This is a genomic window from Adlercreutzia sp. CNCM I-6215, from assembly GCF_977072315.1.
In genome coordinates this window covers 101,726-124,651 of record NZ_CDRVMA010000002.1, presented here as the reverse complement: position 1 = coordinate 124,651, position 22,926 = coordinate 101,726, and the positions used below count along the sequence as shown (strand labels likewise).

10 protein-coding genes are annotated in these 22,926 nt (G+C 66.0%); 9 read left to right on the top strand and 1 reads right to left on the bottom strand.

The genetic code is table 11. From position 1 onward, the window contains the following. Positions 1-3: 3 nt before the first annotated feature. The 9 genes from ACW4LP_RS02190 (at position 4) to ACW4LP_RS02150 (ending at position 21,599) form a co-directional block, all read left to right on the top strand. A complete protein-coding gene (locus tag ACW4LP_RS02190; RefSeq protein ID WP_455803424.1) occupies positions 4-12,066 on the top strand; it encodes an SdrD B-like domain-containing protein in 12,063 nt (4,020 codons plus the stop codon). Between the two features lie 288 nt (positions 12,067-12,354). Continuing rightward, complete coding sequence (locus ACW4LP_RS02185) at positions 12,355-13,143, top strand: AzlC family ABC transporter permease (protein ID WP_161128070.1); 789 nt, start codon at positions 12,355-12,357, stop codon at positions 13,141-13,143. Further along, positions 13,140-13,469, top strand: coding sequence for an AzlD domain-containing protein (locus ACW4LP_RS02180; protein ID WP_117285282.1), 330 nt, complete (start codon positions 13,140-13,142; stop codon positions 13,467-13,469). Before ACW4LP_RS02185 ends, ACW4LP_RS02180 begins: the two co-directional genes overlap by 4 nt. Before the next feature lie 19 nt (positions 13,470-13,488). Next, positions 13,489-15,294, top strand: a complete 1,806-nt coding sequence (locus ACW4LP_RS02175; RefSeq protein ID WP_231699618.1) for an ABC transporter ATP-binding protein — start codon at positions 13,489-13,491, stop codon at positions 15,292-15,294. 104 nt (positions 15,295-15,398) lie between these two features. Then, positions 15,399-17,198, top strand: a complete 1,800-nt coding sequence (locus ACW4LP_RS02170; RefSeq protein ID WP_231699619.1) for an ABC transporter ATP-binding protein — start codon at positions 15,399-15,401, stop codon at positions 17,196-17,198. A gap of 238 nt (positions 17,199-17,436) precedes the next feature. Further along, positions 17,437-18,294, top strand: a complete 858-nt coding sequence (locus tag ACW4LP_RS02165) for an HAD family hydrolase (RefSeq protein WP_225885456.1) — start codon at positions 17,437-17,439, stop codon at positions 18,292-18,294. A 216-nt stretch (positions 18,295-18,510) separates the two neighbouring features. Next, entirely contained in the window at positions 18,511-19,941 is a 1,431-nt protein-coding gene (locus ACW4LP_RS02160; RefSeq protein ID WP_173112711.1) for an ATP-binding protein, read from the top strand. Between the two features lie 104 nt (positions 19,942-20,045). Then, positions 20,046-20,939, top strand: coding sequence for an HhH-GPD family protein (locus tag ACW4LP_RS02155; protein ID WP_331458085.1), 894 nt, complete (start codon positions 20,046-20,048; stop codon positions 20,937-20,939). An 18-nt stretch (positions 20,940-20,957) separates the two neighbouring features. Next, positions 20,958-21,599 carry a manganese efflux pump MntP gene (locus ACW4LP_RS02150; RefSeq protein WP_114548412.1) on the top strand — a complete coding sequence of 214 codons (642 nt, stop codon included), beginning with the start codon at positions 20,958-20,960 and terminating at the stop codon, positions 21,597-21,599. A 330-nt stretch (positions 21,600-21,929) separates the two neighbouring features. On the opposite strand, the gene ACW4LP_RS02145 is transcribed toward ACW4LP_RS02150, so the two are convergent. Further along, the gene (locus ACW4LP_RS02145) at positions 21,930-22,862 is read right to left on the bottom strand and encodes a DUF559 domain-containing protein (RefSeq protein ID WP_161128419.1); all 933 of its coding nucleotides are present in this window, start codon (positions 22,860-22,862) and stop codon (positions 21,930-21,932) included. Positions 22,863-22,926 lie beyond the last annotated feature (64 nt).

The window sequence follows — 22,926 nt, the reverse complement described above, 5'->3', positions numbered from 1 at the left end:
ACCGTGGCCGAGGTGACCGAGGGCGAAGGCGAGGCGAAGCGCACCTACAGCAAGGTGACTTTCACCGCTGCCAACGTTGTGAACAACAAGGGCACCGAGCTGCGTCCCGCCAAGACGTTCACCGGCGAGGAGTACTACGAGATCGAGCTGGTGCGCGACGACGCGAACGCGGTCGTGGGCGCCTGGATCAAGAACCCGGCCTTCGGCGACAAGGTCACCGAGACTGTGACCGACGAGGCCTCCGGCACCACGGCCACCGTGGTCACCGGGCATACCGGCTTCTACACCATGAAGACCGACGCCGATGGCGCCTTCGCCTTCAACGACGACAACACCGCCGGGCTTCTGCCCTACGTGCAGTTCGACACCAACGACAACCCGGTGGCGGCCGGCGATGCCGCGGCTACCGACGACACCCTGGCCATGGCGTCCTACCGCCTGCCCGAGCCGAACCTGCCCGAGGGCCACGTGCTCACGGTGTTCCACAACGGCGACAAGAGCTCCTCGCCGGTGTGGGCCACCAACGCCGACTCGGATGCCAAGCGCGACATCCACCGCTCGGCCATGGTGGACGGCTACGACACGGCCATCGTGACGAGCTACCCGCAGTTCGCCGCTACCGACAAGAACGGCGCCATCACCGGCGCCGATGGCAAGCCTGTGGAGCAGGACGACAAGGGCCTGGCCGAGAAGACTGGCTTCATCGTGACCGCCAACTCCTCCACGCCGGCCGCCAACACCCCCTACACCTTCTCTATGGAAGGCGTGGCCTACGACGTGGCCAACCAGGTGTTCAAGCGCGAGCACGTGAACACGGGTCTCTTCAAGGCGCCTACCTCCCAGATCACCGGCATCGTGTGGGACGACACCGAATCCGACGACAACACGGCTCCCGATGGCGTCCGCGCCGATGACGAGCAAGGGCTTGTCGGCGAAACGGTGCTTGCCACCCAGTGGCACTACGTGCCCAAGGGCGCCGCGGCCTTCGCCCAGATCAAGACCGGCGATGACGCTGGTCTCGTGGAATGGGTCGCCGCTGACGGCACCAAGTCCACCGACGATACGGCCAAGGCGTCTGCCGTGGGTGCCTGGGTGCAGAACATCGGCTTCGGTTCCGACTGGGTGACCACCAAGGCCACCATCGTCAAGGATCCGACCGACATCACCGACCAGGGCAAGGTCGTCTGCATCCCGGTTGTGAGCAACGGCGAGAACCGTGCCGATGCCCGCAACAAGATGGGCGTGGTGGCCGTGAAGACCTATGCGGCCGGAGGTGACCAGAAGGTCGTGGCCGACGCGAAGGAGGCCGCCGGCTACAAGCTGGTGGACGTGGTCGACGGCGAGTACGTCTTCGACAACCTGCCCACGGCCGTGGTGGTGCTCGACGCCAACAGCGGCATCGACGAGTACTTCCTTGCCGCCTACCGCGTGGAGCTGGCGGCCCCCAAGAACTACCTGAAGAGCGGCTACGTGAAGGGCGAGCGGGACCCCTGGCACATCACCACGCCGCATCAACCCGTAAGCTTCGCCGACGCTGACGCGACCGCCAAAGGGCTCGCCGTCGACTCCGACGTGCCCGGCACCAAGGCGGGCGTGGCCGGCAACGCCGATGAGCTCGACATCACCGATGGCGCCATCAAGGCCCTGTACCAGAGCTGGCCCATCCAGCACCGCTACGCGGCAGACGGCTCGGTGCGCGCCAACGACGGCCAGGTCATCCTGGCCGAGGTGAACAACGGCAAGACTGATGGCATCCAGGCCAGCTTCGCCGACATCCCGGTATCCAACGCCATGGACACCGCCGATGCGGCCACCTACCAGTGGACGCATCCGGTAGTGACCGAGGTGGCCGGCGACGTGGGCGAGATCGCTCCGGCCTACCGCGCCATCGGCGGCTACGTGTGGAAGGACAACGACTACAAGGACGGCATCTACAACCTTATTCCCGGCACTTACGAGGATATGGTCAACACTGGCATGACCATCGAGCTGAAGAACCCCGAGAAGCAGCCGGTGCCCGATCGCCCGACGAGGCTGTACCTGCGCCAGTGGTACTACGATCCCGACCGCACCAACGGCGGCAACGCGAACCCCGAGGCGGACGCCCCGGCCGACCACTGGTTCCCGGTGCCCCAGGGCGCGTTCACGGAGTACGGCAACGATCGCGACTGGAGCCCGACCGAGACGACCAAGGCGCCCTTCTACTACAAGACGGTGACCACCCGCAACAAGAGCGTTACCGGCAAGGAAGCGGACAGCTACTACCAGTTCGACGACCTGCCCGTGCGCGTGTTCACCAACGGCAAGGAGTACCTGGCCGGCTACACCGTGGCCATCCGCGGCAACGCCGACTTCAAGCCGGGCAACTACGAGGTGCAGACCTCCGACTACCCGGTGAAGAACAAACTTGCTGCCCCGAACTACCTGGTTGATCAGTGGAGCTCCAAGGGCAAGGCCAACGTGCGCGGCACCTCGTCGTTTGCCTACCGCTACGGCCCCGAGACCTTCCCGCTCGTCCGCAGCCAGAAGTTCAGCTCCAACGGCGACATCCATACCATGGACTCCGTCATCGTGCTGGCCGGCTCCACCACCGCCGATGCCAAGGGCGCCCGCACGGGCAGCACGCCGTATGTGGTGAACTCCGCCGAAAAGAACGGCGACGCGCCGCTGGCCTCGTTCGATCTGGCCTTCGGCAAGAACGAGACCCGCATGAACGGCGGCTACATCGTGCCGCCCTCCGCTCCCATTGAGGGCTACATCTGGGAGGATGCCAACTACGACGGCATCCGCCAGGAGGATGTCTACGATAAGGACGGCAACCTCGTCTCCGAGGGCGAGCGCGGCATCGGCGGCGTGCGCATCCGCCTGACCAAGTACTACCTGGACGACACGGACAAGACCGGCGGCCCGGACGGCACGTGGAAGCGCACCTACAGCCTCGACGAGGACGGCAACCGTGTGCTCGACCCGTACTATCCCTTCACCACCTCCTACGGCACCGACCCTGAGGAGGATCTGGAGCTGGGCCAGTACCGCACCGACCTTGTGCCCACGAGCTTCAAGAAGCCCGATGCCCAGAAGCTGGGCGAGGCGAGCGACCGCGAGTATCTGTGCGGCTACACCGTAGCCGTGGCCGACACCAACCCGGCCGACCTCTACCAGCAGGTGCCTAACGAGGCCATCGCCGGCTACACCCTGACCCGTCCGCACGTCGCGGGCGACCTGGACGACGTGGTGGCGGCGGGTGACGCCGAGGGCATGCGCACCGAGTCCGATGCCTTCCGCTACTACACCTCCGAGGGCCTGGACGCCCTCGACAGCACCACCAAGGCCTTCGGCCTGGTGAACCGCTTCATCGATATGCAGGACTCCGTGCCGGCGATGGGCGATACCGACACGAACGCGGCCTTCAAGAACCGCGTGCCGGCCGGCCGCGCCGACGGCATGGTCATCGTAGCCCACGAGGCGGTGGAAAGCTCCACCAACAGTAGGACCCGGAAGAAGTACAAGGGCGTCACCTACGACACCGACGAGAACGTTCAGGTGCAGCAGGGCGGCGACGGCGGCTTCATAAAGATTCCCGAGACCTCCGTCACCGATGTGGTGTGGGACGACTCCTACAGCGACCAGTGGGCCGCCAGCAACCCGGCGCTCGACCGCGCCGAGCGCGAGCGCTCCTACGACGGCATCTACCAGCCTGCCTTCGAGAACGGCCTGCCCGGTCGCACCGTGGCGCTGACCCAGTGGCACTACGTGACCCACGACCTGTGGAAGAGCTTCGCGTTGCGCCATGCCCATCTGGTCTACAACCTGCTGACCAAGGAGGATCTTGAGAAGCTGGGCATCGACAAGATGGATCCCATCGAGGCCATGAAGACCATCGACAAGTCCACCGACGCGACGCTCGAGCTCGCGTGGCAGCTGCTGTACGACCGCGCCGAGCAGGGCGCGGCGGGCGATGTGCGCGCGGCTCGCGGCGACGAGGGTTCCCTGGGCTTCTGGGTGCGCACCCGCGCCTTTGGCGGCGATGTCACCTGGAAGAACAACGGCACCGCCGAGAATCCCGATTGGGAGCGCGTGGTCACCTACAATCCGACTAAGACCGAAACAGTACGCGACGGGAAAGTCCAGTATGTCATCAACGGCGACGGCGACCGCACGGTGACTACCGGTCCTCTGGGCCTCGACTACCTGGGCAATGTGGTAGACGACCTGGATCCGGGCACCTACGCCTTCTACAACCTGCCCACCAGCTGGGTGGGCTGCGGCGACGAGGTTCACAAGGAGATCGAGCTCGCGCCGCGCTACGTCGGCAAGGCGGACGCCGCGGATGCCGGCACCACGCTGGTGAACGCCGATAAGGCCACCGACTACCCGGCCGGCTCGGCCCCGATGTACGGCGATACCTATTCGCTGGCCAGCTACGAGGTGGAAGTGGACGGCCTGGCCCACGACGGCTCCGACGTCGAGGCCAACGGCACCAGCTGGATGCTCACCCGCTACCACGCCGGCAAGGCCGATGAGGTGGAGTCCGACGTGGCCTCTACCGACCGCTTCGGCGTGGTGAACTTCGCAAAATACGAGGGCGACGGCAAGACCGTGCGCCTGGGCCGCACCGTTACCGACCGCACCGTCATTGCGGCCGAGGGCGGCCTTGAGATCGCTGGCACGCGCACCTCGGTGGGCGATGTGGACGGAGAGGAGCACGGCGGACGCATCGTGGTGGCCAGCGAGGGCGTGACCGAGGGAGAGAATAAGACAAAGCTTGCTCACGCGAGCGACTTTGCCCGCGTGAGCACCGAGCAGCTGGTTCGTCCGGACGCGCCGCTGTACGGCGTGGCGGCCTACGACTGGCTCACGGTGGACATGGAAACGGTCGTGGTGGATTCCATTCCCGACGGCAACGGCGGCGCGTGGGAGCATAAGGTGCCGCTGCCCAAGGTTGTCCAGGGCGGCGACATGGGCATGGTGCACCCCACCCTGCAGTCCATCTCCGGCGTGCTGTGGAACGATGAGAACAACAACGGCATCCAGGACGTGACCTTCGACGAGAACGGCAACGTCGTCGAGGAGGAAGAGGCTCTCGACGGCTACGAGGTCACGCTCGAGCGCTACTACTTCGATGGCGCGAACTGGGTGCCCGACACCACGAAGTGGGCCGCCGGCAACACGGCGTCCGCGGCCGTGACCACGACCGATCGCGTGCTCATCGAGCGCGATACCGACAAGGCGAAGCCCACCGAGCTCGGCGAGGACATCGACGGCGCGCTGACCGGCACGCCCGATCTGTACCGTTCCGGCACCTACCGCTTCGACAACCTCGAGACGGCTGGGCTGCGCAACGTGAACGGCGCCGACACGTGGGTCGTCTACGGCTACAAGGTGCGCGTGAGCGATCCGCGCGTCGCGGAAAACGAGCTGTTCCGCGCGAAGTACCACCTGACCGGTGCCGGCTATCGCGAGAACTCCGACCTCACCGGCGACAACAAGCTGGTGGAGCCCGACGAGTTCATCATCCTTCTGGAGACGGTGGCCGACGACGGCACCACGCCCAACGGCCTGGCGTCCCACGAGTCCAACATCGTTTACGCGCCGGCATCGAACAACGACGACCAGACGCCGAATTTGGTGCTGGACGAGAACGGCAACCCGGAGCTTGACGCTGACGGCAAGGTGCAGGTGAAGGATCCGATGACCGCCACCGTCGGCGGCAAGACGCTCGTGGCCTACGACCTCATGATGGGCGCGAGCCGCGATCATAACGACGGCGGCCTCATTAAGCCTCCCGCCTACGCCATCGACGGCTACGTCTGGGAGGACGCCGACTACGACGGCCTGTACAACTACAACACCGAGACGCGCGTGACCACCGAGAAGGACGGCACCAAGACCGAGGCCGACTACCTGGAGTACGGTTACAACGGCAAGCAGGTCATCCTGAAGCAGTACGTGCTCGGCGCCGATGGCACCTGGAAGCCCAACCCGCACTTCGGCAACGACGGCAACGTCATGGCCGAGAAGATGGCCGGCGGCGTGACCGAGGCGAAGACCGACACGCTGAACCCGACTTCCGGCACCTACAAGGTGCGCAACGAGGCGGGCCAGATGGTGGACGCCTCCCCGGCCGACCGCCTCACCTTCACCGTGCCGAACTCCACCTACCTGGGCGGCGGCAAGGTGGCCGTGCTGACCGGCGACAACGAGAACCTGAAGGCGCTCGCCAAGGACGGCACAACCGAGCTGCACGACGTGTCCGGCTACTACCTGTTCGACGAGCTGCCCACGGCCGTGCGCACGTGGAACCCGACGACGGGCAAATACGAGTACGCGCTGGCCTCCTACACCGTGGAGGTGAACGGCGAGAAGGGCGACGACGGCATGAGCTCGCTGCTCGTGACCACCTTCGAGGCCGAGACCACCGCCCATGACGTGGTGAACTCCCGCGTCCAGCCCATGGTGACGGCCGAGGAGCAGGATCCCGGCACCAACAGCGACGGCATGGTCGATGTGTGGAGCCGCTACGAGACCAACAACTACCCGGTGTTCCTCGACGAGCAGAACATCCAGACTGCCGACGAGGTACACTCCGACGGTTCGTGCACGATCAAGGAATGCGAGACCGTCGAGGGCGAGATCTCGAAGAACAACGCTGCCTGGCGCATCGTGCTGGCCGGCTTGGCCGATGGCGCCAGCTGGGCGAACCAGCGCACCGCCTACGGCTGGTCCGAGAAGCACGAGGCTGTCGACGCCAACGGCCGTCCGACGACGGAGACGGTGACCGGCACCTTCGATTACGACTTCGCCATCGGCCAGAACCAGAACGCCATGAATGCCGGCTTCGTGCCGCCCGACCGCTCGAGTCTGGTGGGCCAGGCCTGGTACGACGAGGACTACGACGGCAAGAACGATTCCGACACCTCCGACGACCGTATCGACACCGACGACCGCGACAAGACCGAGCAGGGCGTCGAGGGCCTGCGCGTCATTCTGACCCAGTACTACTTCGTGCCCACCTACGACAACCACGGCAACCAGCTGCTGGAAGACGAGGACAACAACGTCTTCTACCTGGATACCGAGCATGCCACCGACGACTATCCCAACGGCGTGCTGCGCTTGGTGGAGAACCGCGGCAAGAACGTCGTCGAGGGCGACGGCGGCAAGGTGTACCTGGTCCGCTCCGGCCGCACCTACGATTACGACGCCTTGTACAAGGCCGGCGTGCGCGAGCTGAAGGACTCCGGCTACTGGGTTGAGAACACCAATTTCAACGGCGGCCGCCAGTACAAGGATGGCGAGGATGTCGAGGCCCCCGAGGTGCCGACGACGCCGACCGATCCGGAGAACCCGGGCGAGACGACTGATCCGGAGAACCCGAACCCCGAGAACCCGGGCGAGACGACCGATCCTGAGAACCCGGGCACCGGCGAGGGCGGCGACACCGGTGGCGACACCGGCGAGGATGCCGGCACTCGTGCCGTTTCCGAGCCGGCTATGAGCGGATTCGCCCTGGCCCGCTTCGCGGTACGCGCCGCTGCCGAGGGCGCCGAGGGCTTCGCCGACGGCGAGAGCACCGAGGTGACCGATCCGGGCGATGCCGAGTGCACCCACGAGAACAAGACCTACACCGGCAACGGCGACGGTACCCACAACTGGACCTGCGACGGCGAGGACTGCACCGGCTCTGCCACCAACGAGCCCTGCTCCGATGGCGATGGCGACGGCAAGTGCGATGGCTGCGGCGACTGCCTGCACCTGCACGACCGCACCTGCACCTACAAGGATGCCGACGCCCACACCGTCACCTGCGCCGACTGCAACGCGGTGCTGGGCGAGGAGCCCCACGCCGATGCCAACGGCAACGGCCTGTGCGACGGCTGCAACGCCGACATCTGCCAGCACGCCGAGCTTGAATGGAAGGACAACTTCGACAACACCCATACCTCTACCTGCAAGATCTGCGGCAAGAAGACGAGCACGGCGGCCCATGTGGACGTCAAGCACAACGAGGCCGCGGCTCCCGGCGCCACGACGCCGGAGGGCCCGGACGGGCGCTGCGACATCTGCGGCGGGCTGGTCATCGAGGATCACCAGCTATGGACCTACACCGACGCCGAGGGCATCTACGACTTCGACAACCTGCCGGGCTACGTGCTCGTGAGCAGCGAGGTCGATCATCCGGCCGCTCCGGGCGAGGACATCAGCAAGGTGTACCAGCCCTACGGTGTGGCCAACGCCAACGGAACGGCGCTTTCCACCTCCGATCTGGTGGCCCTGCAGAAGCGCCCCGTGTCGGTCGGTATGATTCGCCAGCTCACGGCCTCCGAGATCGTCTCGCTGTCCGCCAGCCAGGTGGAGGCCATCAAGGCCGATGCCGACATGATGGCCGCCTTCGAGGCGCGCCAGACCGAGCTTGAGGTCGCCGACCCGGCCTTCACGTCGGCCACTCCGTACCTGACCGGCTACGCCATCAAGGTGGTGGACGACTCCGGCGAGTACGTGGCCAGCCGCTTCCACGTGGAAGGCGCCGGTACCGGCGACAACTCCGACCTCACCTCCTTCGAGTCCTCGCTGACCGACAACGTCAACGCCGAGAACGAGAAGATCAACGAGGTCTACGCCGTTGTGGCCGAGAAGATCGCCGACGACGCCGATCTGAACGGCGGCATCCTGTCGAGCGCCTACGCGGTCCGCTACCTGAAGACCAACTACGACCTGGCCAACCGCATGTACTACAAGCGCGCCTTCGACGCCGGCCTCACCAAGCAGCTGCCGGTGCTCATCGACGGCAACGTCTGGAACGATGTGAACTCCGACGGCCTCATGGACGAGGAAGAGGATCGCATCGAGGGCGCCGTCGTGCGACTCGTGCGCTATTGGTACGACGAGACCGGCATCGGCTACTGGGAGAAGGTGCCCGGCCAGACCCCCGGCGGCGACGGCAGCTTCGAGAACTCCGGGCTCACCCGCGAGGAGTACGACGAGATCGTGGCCATGGCCGACCCGTTCAAGCTGGACGAGGGCCAGACCATGACCTCCGAGGAGCAGAAGGCCGCGGCCGACGCCATGGTGGCCTACATCAGCGAGCTGTACGCGTCCGTGGCGGCCATGCCCGAGGGCGCCGAGCGCGCCGAGGCGGCCACGAAGAACCTCATGAAGCTGAACGTGCTGTACCACAACCACACCGAGTTCCTCACCAGCTACATGGAGGTCGTGCCCGGCGAGGATACCGACGATACCGATAACACCGACAATACCGGCAATACCGACAACACCGGCAATGGCGGCGAGCCGACGACTCAGGCCGACGACGATGCCGCTGGCGGCGGCACTGGCAACGGCGACGAGCCGGCCGGCGTCGAGGAGCTGGTCATCTACAGCGCTTGGACCAACGCCGAGCGCGACCTGACCATCCTCGTGGGCGCCGAGACGCCGGAGGACGAGAAGGGCGTGTGGCGCCGCGACTGGACCTTCACTCAGGATATGCTGGAGGATCTGACCGGCCGCCACGACCTGTCCAAGGACGGCCTGGGCACGAACTACCCGTATCTGCCGCTGACTGCCACTCAGGCGCTGGACGTGGCCGATGACGACGAGAAGTTCTTCGATCAGAACGGCTACGAGTACGTGCCCGGCGCCGGCTTCGACGTGACCGACGAGAACGGCCACTGGCAGTTCCTGGCCTATGGCACCGGCCTGCACCAGGCCTCGTCCGATTCCGCCGCCTTCAAGGTGCTGTTCTCCTACCGCGCCGAAATCGTGAGCTACCCGGATGAGGACGTGTGGGCGCCCACGCTGCAGCACATCGGCACCGAGGACAACGACTGGGTCAACTCCGACTTCGACGACGAGACCCAGGCCCTGGCGCCGAACGTGGAAGATTCCGCCGGCCACGACGGCGACTACACCTTGCCGGCCACGGACAACCTGAACACGGCTCTGGCGAAGGCCGGCGACCTCATCGTGCTGACCCGTTTGGCCGATGGCTCCGAGTCCTCCACGACCTCCGGCGCCTACGCCACCTACGCCTCCCAGCCGGGCGGCGACGAGGACGTGAGCTGCGACCACGTGGACGAGGATACCGTCGCCGCGGCGGCAGACGGCCTGTGCGATAAGTGCGGTCTGTGCCTGCACGAGAAGGACGAGAACGGCCTGTGCACGGTGGAGGATTGCAGCCATGTCGGCATGGAGTGCTGCGGCACCGCCACCGGCCCGGCCGACTCCGACGAGGGCGACAAGCCCGTCATCGACGTCACCAAGCCCGAGGGCGGCGACACCACCCAGCCGGGCGAGGGCGACGGCGGCGAGTCCGAGACCTTCACCACTCGCGTCATGACCGCCAGCGCCTCGGGTGCCCGGGCCGACGCCGGTGCCAGCGATGGCAGCAGCAACGGCAGCTACAGCGACGACTACGTGACCGAGATGCTCGCCTGGATCGCCACGGCCACCCAGGAGGATCTGGAGAAGATGGATCAGCAGCGCCACGACGCCATCTTCGGCAAGCACCAGACCGACAAGAACGGCAAGCTGCTGTACCTGGATACCGTGATCGAGGACGGCAAGGAGGTTGAGAAGGTCAGCACCAACGCGACCAACTCCGTCACCGGCGAACCGAACCTGCCCTACTACGACAACACCGGTAGCCAGCGTCTCTACGAGGCCTACCAGGCCCGCATGGCGTCGCTCGTCGGCGACAACCAGTGGTTCGACCTGAACTGGTTCAGCTCCCTGGCCCACGGCTACGGCCTGTTCCGCATCGCCCAGGCGCACATCGCCGGTGTGGTGTGGCAGGACGAAAACTACAACGGCATCCAGGATGCCGGCGAGAACGTGCGCATCCCGAATGTGCCGGTGAGCCTGAAGCGCTACTGGTTCGGCACCGACGCGACCGGCACCGGCTGGCATCTGGACGAGACGTTCAACCAGACTACTACCTCCGATGGCCAGGGCCACTGGATCTTCGACAACCTGGACGTCGCCGGCAAGCGCATGGTGAACGGCAAGGAGACCACGGTGCTCTACGGCTTCGAGGTGACGGTGGACGACCTGCCGAAGGGTTACGGCGTCACCCATATGAACCGCGGAACCGCCACCACCGACTCCGACCTGAACGAGGACACCAAGCTCATCGAGCCGGGCGATCCGCAGGGCGGCCTCATCGTGCTGGCCCAGCCCTCCGACCGTCGCGATCTGGTGGGCAACGGCGCCGCCTACATCCTGGGGCCGAATGGCACCGTGTGGGTGATCTCGCTGTCCGAGGATTCCGACTACAACGACACGGGCCTGGTGCCCTACGCGCTCGCGGCCATCGCCGGCGTGGTCTTCGACGATCCCGAGGCCGACGGCCTGCAGGGCGAGACGGCCGTGGCGGTGCCCGGGCAGAAGGTCTACCTCGACCGCATGGTCATCGACGTGGACGCCGTCGGCTTCAACGGCGCCTCCTACGCCCCGACGGCCCTTGCGGCCATAGAGGGCCAGAAGGTGCGCTCCGAGGACGGCTGGGCCGAGGTGGCCTCCATGGAGACCGACGTCGACGGCGCCTACCGCTTCGACGGCCTGCCCATGGTGGACGGCAACGACAAGCCCTACCTGTACCGGGTGCGCTCCTACATGCCCGACGGCAAGGAGTGGGTGGCCATCAACGTCGGCTCCGACGAGAACAACGACTCCGACTGGGGCGAGGCGGCCAACTCCGTGGTCGGCGCCGGCGGCCGGGTCGGCATCACGCCGGCCATGTCGGTGCTCGGCGCGTTCCAAACGGTGCGCACGACGCCCAACGCCTACGGCCAGAAGTTCAACCTGCTGGTTCCCTACAACTGGGTGCCGGAGGACGGACGGTCGGTCGACCTCGGCATGACCGGCGACGCCGACGCGTGGCGCACCCTCGTGTTCACGACGCCGTGGGGCACCCGCCTGTTCTACGTGAAGCTCCCGCAGACCGGCGACGAGCTCCTGCCGTGGATGGTGGGGCTGGCCCTGGTCGCGGCCCTCGGCCTCGTTCTCGCCGTGGCCGCCCGCCGGCGCGACGATGACGACGAGGAGGAAGAAGAGACCCCTGAGGAGTAGGGGAGACCGCCGGGGCGGACGGAGCGCCCTCCGCCCCGGCACCTGAGACCTTTCCGAGTAGGCAGACTGCTTCGCGGAACCCTGATTACCCGCGAAGTCACCTGCCGAAGCCCGCCGGCTGCCGCCGCTTATGCGCGCGGCGGCAGCCGGCACATCATATATGCCATCTCCGATGAAGCAGACGGCCCCGCGGAATCCTGATTACCCGCGGGGCCACCTGCTATTTAGGGGTTGTGAAATCGGGGGAAGGGTCTTTCAAAAATCTGCGAGTCGATTATCATAGGCGTCATGTTTTCTCGCGAGCACATACTTTCGGCGTTCTCCGCCGCCGTTCCCATCATGCTGGGCTATGTGGCCATTGGCCTTCCCTGCGGCATTTTGGGGAACACCATCGGGCTGAATCCCTTGCAGGTGGCGCTTCTGTCCATCCTTCTGTACTCGGGCGCCGGCCAGTTCATGATTCCCAACATGTTCCTCGCCGGCTCTTCGGTGGCGGCCATCACGGCGTCGGTGTCCCTCGTGAACACGCGCCAGATGCTCTACGCCGCCTCCTTCGCGCCCCAGTGCGCTGCAAGCCCCCGTTGGCTTGCGGCCCTGTTCGCCGCATCGGTGACTGACGAGTCCTACGGCGTGAACACGGCGCGCTTCGCCGAGGGCAACTGGTCGGTGGATCGGGCGCTCATGGTGAACCTGTTCTCCCAAAGCTCCTGGACGATCTCGAACATCGTGGGCTGCGCGGTGGGGGCGGCCGTCGACATCCCCGTGCCCATCGCCGCCTTCGCCATGACGGCCATCTTCATCTGCCTGCTCGTCACCCAGAAGTTCACCTCCGCCAATATCGTCGCCATGATTGTGGCGATGCTCGGCGTGTACCTGTGCAAGGCGCTCGGGCTTACCGGGCCGGCCATTCTCATCGGCGCTGTTGCCGGTGTCGTGTGCGCCCTGGCGTTCTCGGCGCTGTTCCCGCGCCGTCCCGTCACGGCAAGCGCTCCCGGTACTGATCCCGTAGGGGGCGACCTTGGTCGCCCCTCCTCGAGTGGGGACTCCTCGCCTGATGAGGGCGGTGAGCGCCGATGAGCTGGGAGCAGTTCTGGTTCGTTCTCATCGGGTGCGTGCTGGCCATGTGGGCCTGTCGCGTCATCCCGCTGTTTCTGCTGAAGGGCCGCGAGCTGCCCCCGCGCCTCGCCCAGGCCCTCGGCTTCATCCCGCCCGCGGCGTTCGCGGCGCTTGTGGCCAACGACCTTCTGAACCCCGGCATGTTCGACGCGGGCGTGTGGCCGGCGGCCATCCCGCTCGTGGCCGCTGTGGCATCGGCGCTCGTGGCCGTGAAGACCAAGTCGCTTCTGTGGACCGCCGTGGCTGGCGTGGCCGTTTACGCGGCGCTCGCCTTCTTCGCTGTGTAGGGGAGGGGCAGCCTTGGGCGTGATCCGGTTTCTCGGGCAGCACAAGGGGGCGGTGGCGCTCGTTATGCTGCTTCTGCTCCTGAAGGCCGGCTGCGAGCTGGCCATCCCGGTGCTCACCTCGCAGATCGTCGATGTGGGCATCGCCCAGTCGGGCGTGGAGGATCTCGACGTTCTTGCGGGCTACAAGGCGGCCGGCGTCGATCTGTTCCCCATTCAGATGGCCTATCTCCTGCGCATCGGCGGCCTCATGCTGCTCGCCGCCGCCGGCTCCATGGTGCTCGATGTGGCCGCCGGCTTCGTGTCGGCCCGCACCGGCGCCAAGATCGGCCGCGACTTGCGCCGGCGCCTGTTCGCGCGGGTGGTGGCCTTCTCCGATGCCGAGATCAACCAGTTCTCGGCGGCCTCGCTCATCACGCGCGGCACCAACGATGTCACCCTCATCCAGAACGTGTGCACCATGGTGATGCGCATGGTGCTCTACGCCCCCATCCTCGCCATCGGCGGCGTGGTCATGGTCATGGTCACCAACCCCCAGTTGGGGTGGATCGTCGTGCTCGCCGTGGCCATGGTCTTCGCGGTCATCGCCGTTCTGTTCCGCTTCACGCTGCCGCGGTTCAAAATCATGCAGACGCTCATCGATCGCGTGAACCTCGTGGCCCGCGAGATGCTGAACGGCCTGTCGGTGGTGCGCGCCTTCAACCGCGAGGGCTTCGAGGAGAACCGCTTCGACGCCGCCTCGCGCAAGCTGCGTGATACCCAGCTGTTCACCAACCGCGCCATGGCCTTCATGATGCCCACCATGATGCTTGTGATGAACCTCACCTCGGTGGCCATCGTGTGGTTCGGCGCTCAGGGCGTGGCCGCGGGCACCATGCAGACCGGCGATCTCATCGCGTTCATCACCTACGCCATGGTCATCATCATGGGCTGCCTCATCATGGGGATGGTGTCCATCATGCTGCCCCGCGCCGACGTGGCCGCCCAGCGCCTGAGCGAGGTGCTCGCGACCGAGCCCACCGTCCGCGATCCCGAGGCGCCGACTCGCGTGCGATCCGATGCCGCAGCGGGCGTGCGCATCACTTTCGACGACGTCTCCTTCCGCTACACCGACGACGGCGATCCGGCGCTCTCCCATGTGTCGTTCACGGCCGAGCCCGGCACCACGCTGGCCATCGTAGGCCCCACCGGTTCGGGCAAATCCACCATCGTGAAGCTCATCGAGCGCTTCTACGACCCGACGGAGGGCTCCGTCACCCTCGACGGCGCCGATCTGCGCGCGCTTTCCCAGGCCGACCTGCGGGCGTGCTTCGGCTATGTGCCCCAGAAGGCCTTCCTGTTCGAGGGCACGGTGGAAAGCAACATCGCCTACGGAGACGAGAGCGCCGACGAGGCGGCCATCCGCGGCGCCCTTGAGGTGGCCTGCGCCCTGGATTTCGTGGAAGCGCGCGAGGGAGGCCTTTCCGCTCCCATTGCCCAGGGAGGCGACAACGTCTCCGGCGGCCAGCGCCAGCGGCTTTCCATGGCCCGCGCCCTCGTGCGGCGGCCGCGCGCCTACCTGTTCGACGACTGCTTCTCGGCGCTCGACTACGCCACGGACGCCCGCGTGCGCGCCGCGCTGCCCGCCTGGGCCGCCGGTTCCACCGTGATCCTCGTGGCCCAGCGCATCTCCACGGTGCTTGCGGCCGATCGCATCGTGGTGCTCGACGAGGGGCGCGTCGCCGGCGTGGGCACCCATGCCGAGCTTATGGAGAGTTGCCCCGAGTACCGCGAAATCGCCCTGTCGCAGCTTTCCGAGGAAGAACTTGCCGAAGGGGGTGCGCGATGAGCGGGCATCCCTCCTTCATTCCCAAGGCCGGCAGCGGCTCTCGGCGGAGCCCCGGCGGCCACGGCCACGGGCACGGCCCCGGCGGCCATGGCCCGGCGGCCCGCATGATGGGCGGCGAGAAGGCGCTGGCCTTCGGCCCCACCATGAAGCGGATGCTCGCCTTCATGGGGCAGTTCAAGGGCCGGCTTCTGCTCGTGCTCCTGTTCGCCATCGCTTCCACTGCGTTTTCCATCGTGGGGCCCAAGGTGCTCTCCGAGGCCACCACGGTGCTCTTCGACGGCGCTGTGGCCTCCGCAGCCGGCACCGGCTCGATCGATTTCGACGCCATCGGCCGCATCCTTCTGGCGACGCTGGCCCTGTACCTGCTGTCGGCGGCGTGCTCGTGGGTGCAGTCCTGGGTCATGAGCTACATCTCGCAGCAGACGTGCTACCGGCTGCGCGACGCCATTGCGAAAAAGATCGACCGCGTGCCCTTCGGGTATTTCGAGAAGACCTCCACGGGCGACACCCTCTCGCGCATCACCAACGACGTGGACACGCTGGGCCAGAGCCTCAACCAAGGCATCACCCAGGCCATCACCTCGGCGGTCACGGTGGTGGGCGTGCTTGTCATGATGCTCTCCATCAACTGGATCATGACGCTCGTGGCCCTGGTCATGGTGCCGGTCTCCATGGCGCTCGTGGCGGTGGTGGTGAGGCTCTCCCAGAAGCACTTCGTGGCCCAGCAGCGCCTGCTCGGCGCGCTGAACGGCCGCGTGGAGGAGACGTTCTCGGGCCATGCCGTCGTGCGCGCCTTCGGGCGGGAGGACGAGACCGTGCGCGCCTACGAGGCCGACAACGAGGCGCTGTACAACGCCGGCTGGAAGGCGCAGTTCCTCTCGGGCCTCATGATGCCGGTGCTCGGGTTCGTGGGGAATCTGGGGTACGTGGCCGTCGCCGTCACCGGGGCGTTCTTCGCCGTGGCAGGCACCATCACCGTGGGCGACATCCAGGCCTTCGTCCAGTACGTGAAGAACTTCACGCAGCCCATCACCCAGCTGGCCCAGATCTCCAACGTGCTGCAGTCCCTGGCCGCGGCGGCCGAGCGCATCTTCGCCTTCCTCGATCTGCCCGAGGTGCCGAAAGAGGCCTCCGCCGTGGATCCTGCGGCGCTTTCCACCGACGTGGAATTCGACGGCGTGCGCTTCGGCTACACGCCCGATGTGCCCGTCATCCGCAACTTCTCCGCTCGCGTGGCTGCCGGGCAAACCGTGGCCATCGTCGGCCCCACGGGCGCCGGCAAGACCACCATGGTGAAGCTGCTCATGCGCTTCTACGACGTGGACGCGGGCGCCATCCGCATCGGCGGCGCCGACATCCGCGAGCTTTCCCGCCCCGATGTGCGGAATCTGTTCGCCATGGTGCTGCAGGATACGTGGCTGTTCTCCGGCACCGTGCGCGAGAACATCCGCTACGGGCGGCTTAATGCCACCGATGGGGACGTGGAAGCGGCCGCGCGCGAGGCCTGCGCCGACCATTTCATCCGCATGCTGCCCGGTGGCTACGACTTCGAGATCAACGAGGACGCGAGCAACTTGAGCCAGGGCCAACGCCAGCTCATCACCATCGCCCGGGCCCTTCTGGCCGACCGCCGCATGCTCATTCTGGACGAGGCCACCTCTTCGGTGGACACGCGCACCGAGCTGCGCATCCAAGAGGCCATGGACCGGCTCATGGCGGGGCGCACGTCCTTCGTCATCGCCCATCGGCTCTCCACCATCCGTGCGGCCGACCTCATCTTGGTCATGCGCGACGGTGACATCGTGGAGCAGGGCAGCCACGAGGAGCTGCTCGCTGCGGGCGGTTTCTACGCCGAGCTGTACAACTCCCAGTTCGCCTCCTGCAACGACCGCTTCGAGGAGTAGTGCGCATTCCGCGCTTTTCTCGCAAACCCCATCCGTAGGGGCAGACCTTGGTCTGCCCTCCGCAAACGAGGCCACCGCACCTGAACAGGGACGATCATGGTCGCCCTTTGCGGGAACAGGCGCGAAGCCGTTTTTCGGTGAGGCGACTCCATTCCTTCAATTCCGTAAAAGTTTCCTGCAGAAACGTCGCAGGACAGGCGGGGTCGTGCCGGGTCGGCTATCATAGGCGAGGCAAATTTTGACGAACCTGACCGCACAGCTGGAGGACGAGCGAGTGATTATGCCCCAGGCGAGCACCTATGTGAGAATTCCCGACGACGCGGCTTTTCGCGGCGAGGCCGGGCCGCTTCCCGCCGGGGTGCGCCGCGTGACCCCCGACGCCTTGGGCGCCGTCCGACTCATGGACGGCCCGATTGCGCGCAACGCCGAGGGGAAAGTCCAGGTGGCGGCCTTCGATTTCGATGGCACGTGCATCCAGGGCAACTCGCCGGTCATGCTCGTGCGCTATCTGGTGCGCCGGCGCATGCTGTCGCCCTCGGTGGTGGCCCGCATTCTCAGCTGGGCCTTCGCCTACAAGACGCGCCTGCCCCAGAACGAGGCCTGGGTGCGGGGGCTGGTGTTCCGCGCGTTCGCGGGGCGGCCGGTCGCGGAGGTGAACGGGTTTCTGCGCGACTTCTACGACCAGGTCATCGACCGGCGTTTTCGCGCCGATGCCGAGGCTGAGATGGCGGCCCACGAGGAGGCGGGGCATGCCGTGGTGTGCGTGTCGGCCACCTTCGAGCCCATCATCGCCGCGGCCATGGAGCGCCGCCCCATCCAGTACGCCATCGCCACGCGCATGAGGGTCGACTTCCAGGGCAACTACACCGACGAGGTGGAGGGCGAGCCCATCGAGGGCCCCGAGAAGGTGGTGGTGCTCCGTCGCCTGTGCGACGAGCTGTTCGGCGCGGACGGCTGGGAGCTCGCCTGGGCCTACGGCGATCATCATTCCGATAGGGCCATGCTGGCCGCTGCAAAGAGCGCCTACGCGGTCACGCCGGATCGGCCCCTTACGCGCACGGCCAACGCCCAGGGCTACGATATCTTGGAATGGTAGGGCGCGCGAGGATAGTTGCGAAGCGGCGATGGCAGCGGTCGCGCGGCGGCAGCGGCGGTGGTGCGCGGTAGCGGGGCGCAATGGTGGCGCGGCGGCCGATAAATTTTCTCCCGCGAAATACGAAAATACTCTTGGCAATCGTACTTATGTACGATAAAATGGCGGCAGAACACGATCGGGGCCCTGAAAGCCCCCAGCATTTGAGAGGTAACGGCCATGTTAGAGAATATCAACACATCCCCTAACTCCCGCGACGACGGCGCGGGCACTCCGGAAAACTACCTGTCCCGCGCGGTGGCCGCCTGCGAGGCCGGCGACGCGCGCCTCGGACTCCATCTGTACCTGGCCGCCTTCGAGCAGGCCGCCGAGCAAAGTGACGCCCCCTCCGAGGACGCTATCATGGGTCTCAAGCAGGCATGGCGCGTGGCCTGCTCCACCAAGGAGCGCGCTCTGGCCGAGTACATTTTCGAGCGGCTCGAGCCCTACCTGTCCGACGACGAGGTGCAGGCTTGTGTTGAGCAGCTACAGGTGCTCGCCATGGAGCGTCTCGAGGGCATCGGTCTTTCCGGCGACGATCTCATGGAAATGACGGAGGCCCTTTCCGGCGACTTCATGGAAATGGTGGGGCCGATGATGGCCGCCGCCGTTCACGGCGAGGACGCGGCCATGGCCCAGGCCGAGGCGCTGGCGGCGCCGTCGGGGGCCGCTCCGGCGGGGGAGGAGGCCTCCCAGCCCGTCGATATCTTCTCCTACGACAGCATCTCCGGCTACGGCGCCGCCGTGGCGCGCATGCGCTCTCTGGGCGTGGGCCTGGCCGGCACTCCCGAGTTCGACGATTTCGTCGCTATGCTGAACTCCCGCCACGGGCTGGACGCCATGCCGGTCGTCGACAGCCTCCTGTTCTGCTCGCCGGCCCGGGAGGATGCGAGCCGCTTCATGCTGGCCACGGTGGGGGAGCTGGGACTACCGGCCATCCGCATGCGCATGGAGGAGACCTTCCAAGGCGTACCCATGCTCTGCGTCAGCGCCCAGGCCACCGATGCCGAGAAGCTCGCTAGCCTGCGCCACGGCTTTGCGGGCCCGGGCATCCTGGTGCTGGAGGATCTCGATCTGTGGGGAGCGCCGGTCATCGATGCCGCCGACGATATGGCGGGCTTCTTCATGGCCGCCATGTCCCGGGGCGCACGGGAGGCGGTGAGCCTCATCCGCCAGGCGGTGGAGAACCCCGACGTCTACGTGCTGGCCTCCGCCTCGTCGCTCGAGGCCATCGATCCGTTCTTCACGGAGCTTTTGTTCCCCCTCACCTGCGTCGATATCGACTATCCCACCGCTGAGGAGCGCGCCGACATTTGGATGGATATCGCTCGCGACCATCCCTCCATCCGATCGGTGAGCCGCGACGAGCTGGTGCGCCTTTCGGCGAACCTGCCGCGCTACGACATCTACATGGCGGCCCGCGAGGCCATCGAGGAAGCCTACAAGCAGGGCCTTGTGGAGCGCCGCTACATTCCGGTGTCCCGGGAGAACCTCTTCGACAAGCTCGCCGCCTACCAGCCGCTCGATTCCGCCGAGTACGCCGAGCTCGAGCGCCTCGTCGTCTCCGACTTCTCCGCCTCCTTGGGCGATTTGAACGACTTGGTGGGATAGCCGGTGGTTGTTTGCCGAATTGAACGGGCGGGCGCGGACCCGCCCGTTTTCTGTCGGGAGCTCTGCTTCCGTGTGAAGACGACCGATGAAGGAGGACGGGATCTGTGGTTCGCCGTAAGAATGCAGAACCGATAGATTGGCCCTGCGAGGGGCCGGCCCTCGATGACTTTGTGACCTCGATGCTCGCCAGGGGAGACGAGCTGTACCGCGATCTGCCTTGGCGCCATGTGGACGACCCCTATGCGGTGCTCGTCTCGGAGATCATGCTTCAGCAGACCCAGGTGGCGCGCGTCGGACGCTTCTGGGAGCGGTTCCTGTCGGCGTTTCCCACGGTGGATGCCCTGGCGGCCGCCGCTGTGCCCGATGTGCTCGAGCTGTGGCAGGGCCTCGGCTACAACCGCCGCGCCCTGGCGCTCAAGCGCACGGCCGACAGGTGCGCCGCCGAGGGGGCCGGTCGGCTTCCGGAAACCTACGAGGGGCTGCTGGCGCTGCCCGGCATCGGTCCGGCTACGGCGGCGGGGGTGGTGGCCTTCGCCTATCAGCGGCCGGCCGTCTATCTGGAGACCAACGTGCGCTCGGTGTTTTTGCACGAGCTCTTTCCCGAAGAGGAGGCCGTAAGCGACAAGGTGCTTTTGCCCCTGGTCGAGGCCGCCGCTTTCCACCCGGCCGCGGCAGCCGATCCGCGCCGCTGGTACTACGGCCTGCTCGACTACGGCGCGCATCTGAAGGCCACGGTGCCGAATCCCTCCCGGCGCAGCGCCGGTCACAGCCGCCAGTCGGCTTTCGAGGGCTCCCGCCGCCAGAAGCGGGCCTGGATCACCCGCCGCGTGCTCGCCGCTCCCGAGGGCGTCTCCCGCGCGGCCGTGCTCGCCGACCTGAACACGGCCGAGGCCGCTGCCGGTCGTCCCGAGGTGGAGCCTCCGCTCTTCGATTCCATCGTCGCCGACCTCCTCGCCGAGGGCTTCTTCCGCGAGGAAAACGATACGTTGACCCCCTGAGGGAAGAAAGGGTTCGCTGTGGGTTTCATCGAGTTGTTCCTGACGGGCGTCGGGCTTTCCATGGACGCGTTCGCCGTGGCCATCTGCAAAGGCCTCGGCATGCGGAAGATACGTTGGCGCGATGCGCTGGTGATCGCCCTGTTCTTCGGGGGCTTTCAGGCGCTCATGCCGCTTATCGGTTGGGCCGCAGGCTCGCTGTTCGCCAGCACCATCACCGCCGTCGATCACTGGATTGCTTTCGGGCTTCTCGCCTTCATCGGCGGCAAGATGCTCTGGGACGCCTTCCACGAGGAGGACTCCCCGTGCGTGTGCGGGCGCGATTGCGCGACGTGCCAACGCCGCGGAGGCGCCGATTGCGACGATCCCGAGGCGGCGCGGCAGGCGCCGATCGCCCCGCCCCTCGATTATCGCGAGCTTGTCATGCTCGCCATCGCCACGAGCATCGATGCCTTGGCTGTGGGCATCACGTTTGCCTTCCTCGGAGTGAACATTTGGGTCGCCATCACGATCATCGGTGTCACCACTTTCGTGCTGTCGCTTGTCGGCGTAGTGGTCGGCAACCAGTTCGGCTCGCGTTTCGAGAAGCCCGCCACCATCGCCGGCGGCATCGTCCTCATCCTCATCGGCCTGAAAATCCTCATCGAGCACCTCGCCGGCTAACGCGTTCCTGCGCGCCGCGCCCCTAGCCGATCGGTGCGCTCTCGCAGCCGTCCGATCCCCGCAGTCGCCCAATCGCCCTCACCAGCCGACGCGTCCGATCCTGCACTTTTTAAAATCCGCAGGTGAATGCCGCTTCGACTCCGAAATGGTCGACTTGCTGAGGGGAAATCCCTCGAAAATGCCACTTTAACCTAGAAATGGCCAGAAAGATAGGAGGGGGATGAGCCATTTCGGGGTCGAAGTGGCATCTACCTGCCATGTTTCCGATACGTACCCGCTTGCATTCGTTCTCGGCGATTGACGCGATGCATACTTGTCGAATTCCGAAACTTACCTCCAGAACTCCGCAATCGAATCGGGTGCAAGAAGCAACCTGCGAAGCTGCATTCGGCTATCTCGGCAATGCGCCGTCTCCGGACGGCTTCGCACGCCAAGTTCACGGCGGACGTTATCTGCGAATTGGGAAAACAGTGCGGCGGAAGAAACGATGGAACGATTGGCGATCATGACGCGATAGCCGATGGACTCGAGATCGTTACGCCTCCGGGCGTCATGCTCTGTCTTTTTCGGCGTGCTGTGGTGCTTGAAGCTGTCGTATTCGACGATGAGCTGCTTGTCGGGCCAGAATAAATCCGGGTAGAAATTGTGCTGGGCGACAAGGTGCGCTTCGCGGGACTTGGGCGCGATCGGTTGGTTGGCAACGGGCTTGGGGAGGCCGTAGCCTCCAAGCTTGCGGGGCAGGCAGAGAAACAGGTAGAGAATGGTCTCATAGGGGGAGCCTAGGTGGTCGATGGCGAGATCGATGGCCCTGAGCGCCTTCGATGCTCCACGAATTTGTTGATGAGCGTGAAGGAACGCACGCATCTCTCGCAACGATGTGAGCGGTACTGCCGAGGTGACAACGTCTTCGGGTTTGGAGGCGAAGCGGTAGTTGCCGCTCAGGGCGCATGCGAGCTCAGTGAGTTGCGCGAGAGGCAGCTCGCCGGCGAACTGCGCCAGGCACATTGCCGGTGAAACTGTGGCAAGCTTAGGGGCAATTCCCCATACCGTGCCTTTGTTGCCGAGTTGGCGATCGATGTGGGAAACGCAGCGCAAGACGCGGCAGCGCTCGGATGGAGACCCGACGGCAATGTGAAGCGGTTCGGTGAAGAAGCTTCCTCGATTCAGCCAGAAATCAACGTCCTTCGCCGCAACGCCGACGGCGCCCTTCTTGGACTTGAGCGTCCGGTCGTAGCATGTGGGCGCAGCATTGGTTTCGGCCATATGTGACCATAGTTCAAGGGAGCTTTTATGTGCTAGCGTGCATTCCATGAGCCCACGATACCAG

Bases quoted from the DNA above. Each gene is read 5' to 3' on its own strand.
- ACW4LP_RS02160 (WP_173112711.1), top strand. From the start codon at position 18,511: ATGTTAGAGAATATCAACACATCCCCTAACTCCCGCGACGACGGCGCG.
- ACW4LP_RS02180 (WP_117285282.1), top strand. From the start codon at position 13,140: ATGAGCTGGGAGCAGTTCTGGTTCGTTCTCATCGGGTGCGTGCTGGCC.
- ACW4LP_RS02170 (WP_231699619.1), top strand. From the start codon at position 15,399: ATGATGGGCGGCGAGAAGGCGCTGGCCTTCGGCCCCACCATGAAGCGG.
- ACW4LP_RS02145 (WP_161128419.1), bottom strand. From the start codon at position 22,862: ATGGCCGAAACCAATGCTGCGCCCACATGCTACGACCGGACGCTCAAG.
- ACW4LP_RS02185 (WP_161128070.1), top strand. From the start codon at position 12,355: ATGTTTTCTCGCGAGCACATACTTTCGGCGTTCTCCGCCGCCGTTCCC.